This is a genomic window from Blautia sp. RTP21359st1_E11_RTP21359_211015 (assembly GCF_040910705.1).
Classification (GTDB): domain Bacteria; phylum Bacillota; class Clostridia; order Lachnospirales; family Lachnospiraceae; genus Blautia_A; species Blautia_A fusiformis.
Map to the genome: position 1 here is coordinate 1 of NZ_JBDGAB010000102.1, position 4,308 is coordinate 4,308.

Genomic DNA, 4,308 nt, shown 5'->3' on the forward strand with positions numbered 1-4,308 from the left:
AGGCGGATAAGGAATATGTAGAGAACATCGACGGTGTGAAGGGCGTGTTTTTCGCACAGGGACAGATGCAGATCATCCTGGGAACAGGAGTTGTAAACAAGGTTTATGATGAATTTATCCAGATCGCCGGAATATCAGAGAGTAGTAAGGATGAGCTTAAGAAGGTGGCAGCATCCAAGGCTAATCCGATACAGAGACTGATCAAGACACTGGGAGATATTTTTGTCCCGATCATCCCAGCTATCGTAGCCAGCGGATTTTTGATGGGAATCATGGAAGCCCTGAACTTCATGGTAAACAACGGCTTCCTGAATATTAACACCAATGGTTCCATTTATGTATTTGCACAGCTTTTCAGTAACACAGCGTATACATTTCTGCCGATCCTTATCGCTTACAGTGGTGCGAAGGTATTCGGTGCCAACCCTTATCTGGGTGCGGTTATCGGTATGATCATGATCCATCCAAATCTGCAGAATGCCTGGACTGTTGCAACAGAGGGTGTGCAGGCAACGCAGAAGGTATGGTTTGGACTTTACTCCATTGACATGGTGGGATATCAGGGACATGTGATCCCGGTTATCATTGCAGTATGGGTACTGGCACAGATCGAGAAAAGACTTCATAAGTTCGTACCTGCAATGTTCGATCTTTTTGTAACACCACTTGTCAGTGTTTTTGTAACCGGTTATCTTACACTTTCCATTATCGGACCGATCTTCGTAGCTGTTGAGAACGGACTTCTGGATGGGATCCAGTGGCTGATCGCACTGCCATTTGGAATCGGAAGTTTTATTATGGGTGCCTTTTATGCACCGACTGTTGTTGCCGGTGTTCATCACATGTACACTATCATTGACCTTGGACAGCTGGCCAAATTCGGCGTTACCTACTGGCTGCCACTTGCATCTGCAGCTAACATTGCACAGGGTGGTGCAGCTCTTGCTGTAGGCCTGAAATCCAGAAATCAGAAGATCAAATCCATGGCTGTTCCTTCTGCCTTAAGCGCATGCATGGGAATCACAGAGCCGGCAATCTTCGGTGTAAACATCCGCTTCGGAAAGCCGTTTATCATGGGCTGCCTGGGTGGTGCATGCGGAGCACTTTTTGCCTCCATTAGCAGTCTTGGTGCCACAGGAACAGGTGTTACCGGTATCTTCGGAATCCTGCTGTGCCTGAATAATCCAGTTGGTTATATCCTGATGTTTGCCATCGCATTTGGTGTGGCTTTTGTGCTTACCTGGATGTTCGGATATAAGGATGAAGTACAGGAAACAACTGAAAAAAATATTGAAGCAGAGAAAAAATCAGATGCTCCGGCAGAAATTGCCCAGGAGAAAACTTCAGAGACAGGTGCACAGACCCTCTACAGCCCGCTTGAGGGAACTGCGATTCCGCTTTCAGAAGTAAAGGATGCAACCTTTGCATCTGAAGTCCTTGGAAGGGGCATGGCAGTGATTCCGTCCAAAGGTGAAGTAAAAGCACCCTGTGACGCTACGGTTTCTACAATTTTTGACACAAAGCATGCCATCGGGCTTGCGACAGAAAGTGGTCTGGAGCTGCTGATCCATATCGGCGTTGACACCGTTGAACTTGGCGGTAAATTCTACACCGCTCATGTAAAGGACGGTGACGTGGTCAAAAAAGGCCAGACACTGATCACCTTTGATATGGATGCTATTAAGGCAGCCGGCTATGATGTGACCACACCGCTGATCGTAACCAATACCGATGATTATGAAGAAGTAAAAATGCTTGCAGAAGGAACAGTAAATAATGGTTCTGAAGTACTGGAGGTAAAATAAAATGAGTTCTCTGACCAAGGTACTTGCAGAGGAAGTGCGAAAAATCGAGGAAACGGCAGCAGTTGCCAGGACGATGCAGACAAACCGTCTGACCCATCATCTGATGCCGCCTGTGGGATGGCTCAATGACCCGAACGGATTATGCTGGTACAAGGGAAGATATCATGTGTTTTTCCAGTATTCTCCGTTTGAGGCCAATGGTGGACTGAAATTCTGGGGACATTACTCCAGTGAAGATATGATCAGCTGGAGATATGAAGGGGTTCCGCTTCTGCCGGACAGCATTTATGACTGTCATGGTGTTTACTCAGGCTCTGCCATTGCGGAGAAAGATAAGCTTCATCTTTTCTACACAGGAAACATCAAGATGGATGGAGATTATGATTATATCAATAACGGAAGGCAGTCTAGCACTCTTCATGTGGAGAGTGCGGACGGCCTTCATTTCGGAACAAAGGAGGTTGCAGTTTCCTGTGAGGATTATCCGGAGAATTACACCTGCCACATCCGTGACCCGAAGGTCTGGAAGGAGGGGGAAGAGTACCGGATGATCCTTGGCGGCCGTCAGAAAAGTGACCAGGGTGCCGTACTTTTTTACAGATCCGAAGATTTGAAGAACTGGAAATTTGACGGTGAGCTTACTACGGAGAAGGCATTCGGATACATGTGGGAGTGCCCGGATTTTTTCACTCTTGAGGGACAGGAGGTGCTTTCTGTATCTCCCCAGGGACTGACCAGAGAAGAGTTCCGTTTTCAGAACATCTATCAGTCCGGATACTTTATCCTGAAGGATGGAAAGCCGGAGGAAAAAGCTTTCCGGGAATGGGACCACGGCTTTGATTTCTATGCACCCCAGACATTCCAGGATGGAAAGGGCAGACGGATCCTGATCGGCTGGATGGGAATGCCGGATGCAGATGAGGAGTATGTGAATCCTACAGCAGAGAGCGAAGGCTGGCAGCATTGCCTGACTGTTCCAAGGGAAGTTATGTATAAAAACGGAATGCTTTATCAGTATCCGGTGGAAGAACTGAACGGGCTGAGAAGGGCTGGCGTTTCTGTCAGCGGTTCCAGTGCGGAGATTCCGGTGAATGGACCGTTTGATCTGGATGTTCAGGTAAAAGGTGAGCAGGGTAAAGTAAGCCTTGGGGAAAATCTCTTCCTGGAATATCAGGACGGAGATGTGATCTTAACTCTCTCCGAGAAGGCCGGTGCCGGACGTAAAGTACGTAAGGCGCATGTTCCGTCCGGTGTGATCGAAAGCATCAGAGTTCTTGCGGATACTACAGCTGTGGAAATCTATGTGAATGGCGGAGAGGTTGTTTTCTCTTCCAGATATTATCCGGAAACGCAGGAGCAGGCTGTGAAGGTGGAGGCTGTGGAGTGTGATGGGAAGATTTATGTGCTGAAGAATTATGTGATGGAGTAGGCTGGGCTTATTGATTGATCGGGAAATACAGCAAGATCAGAATACGAATACCTATAGAGCAGCTATGCAGTGAATTCCATATTCACAGAAATAAGAAATGACCGTATAATAAAGCAGGTGGGAAAATCCGCAGCCGGAATCCCAGCCTGCTTTATCTTTGTTATAAGTGAAATACATGAATTGTGCCGGCTGCTTGAGTATAGAAGGATGGCTGCTGAAGAAATGCTGGTGGCTGTCTTTACATAGAAGGAAGGATATCAGCTGCCGGGACATCGGTCTTGCAGGACGACAATGGTCTGTGTGGATATTACCGGAATTTTTTACAGAAGGGGAAACTGACATGAACTATACATACATCGTACAGTGTGCGGACGGCACACTCTACACTGGGTGGACAAACTGTCTTGCCAGGCGGATGAAAGCCCATAATGAAGGCAAAGCAGGCGCTAAATATACCCGGGCCAAAAGGCCGGTGAAGCTGGTGTATTACGAAGGCTTTGCCACAAAGGAGGAGGCCATGAGCCGGGAGTACCGGATCAAGCAGCTGACCAGAGAGAAGAAGCTGGAGCTGATGAAGTTTTGAACGCAGATAAGCATTCACACGCTTCAAGTGCGCGGAGCACTAAGCGGCGGGTGAGGGGGGCTTCTGTCAGTGGGAGTTGAAAGCTCCCACTGACAGATCGCGAAGCGACTGCGTTCATGAGCAAGTAGCGAAGCGGATTGCGAATGTCCGCTTTACTGACGATTCTTTATGTCCGCAGTCAGTGTTGTGCCAAGAGTATAATTTGTTTCGTTGCCTGCAGCAGCAACATTGGTATCATTGGAATCAAAAAGATTTTCCGGATTTTTCTGGGTATTTTCGTCCATCAGTATTTCTTCCGGTTCAGATGAAATCGGATCATCAGATGTGTTTTCTGCTTCAGGTAGTGTTCTGTTCATAAGTTTACAGCATACTATAGGGGTAAGAAAGTGTTATTTATTACAATTTTTTTGCTATTTATGTATGATAAAAAGTGTGCAGATTTTGTCGAAATGTTTTGATTGCGTTTTTGCCCAAATTGTTCTTGCTTAATC

4 protein-coding genes are annotated in these 4,308 nt (G+C 47.0%); 3 read left to right on the plus strand and 1 reads right to left on the minus strand.

Annotation, left to right across the window (positions count from 1 at the left end; genetic code table 11):
• The 3 genes from AB5026_RS18635 to AB5026_RS18645 all read left to right on the plus strand — a co-directional run.
• Window positions 1-1,805 (plus strand): glucose PTS transporter subunit IIA (locus AB5026_RS18635; RefSeq protein WP_368214133.1); only part of this gene is annotated, 1,805 nt, incomplete at its 5' end.
• Window position 1,806: 1 nt separating this feature from the next.
• Window positions 1,807-3,234: a glycoside hydrolase family 32 protein gene (locus tag AB5026_RS18640; protein WP_227589149.1), complete on the plus strand. Its 1,428-nt coding sequence runs from the start codon at window positions 1,807-1,809 to the stop codon at window positions 3,232-3,234.
• A gap of 340 nt (window positions 3,235-3,574) precedes the next feature.
• Window positions 3,575-3,817, plus strand: a complete 243-nt coding sequence (locus AB5026_RS18645) for a GIY-YIG nuclease family protein (RefSeq protein WP_022426137.1) — start codon at window positions 3,575-3,577, stop codon at window positions 3,815-3,817.
• Between the two features lie 152 nt (window positions 3,818-3,969).
• Here the strand turns inward: AB5026_RS18645 and AB5026_RS18650 are convergent, their stop codons facing one another.
• On the minus strand, window positions 3,970-4,173 hold the full coding sequence (locus AB5026_RS18650) for a hypothetical protein (protein WP_368214134.1): 204 nt from the start codon (window positions 4,171-4,173) through the stop codon (window positions 3,970-3,972).
• Window positions 4,174-4,308 lie beyond the last annotated feature (135 nt).

Excerpts from the sequence above, each read along its gene's own strand:
- AB5026_RS18645 (WP_022426137.1), top strand. The coding sequence starts at position 3,575 with ATGAACTATACATACATCGTACAGTGTGCGGACGGCACACTCTACACT.
- AB5026_RS18650 (WP_368214134.1), bottom strand. The coding sequence starts at position 4,173 with ATGAACAGAACACTACCTGAAGCAGAAAACACATCTGATGATCCGATT.
- AB5026_RS18640 (WP_227589149.1), top strand. The coding sequence starts at position 1,807 with ATGAGTTCTCTGACCAAGGTACTTGCAGAGGAAGTGCGAAAAATCGAG.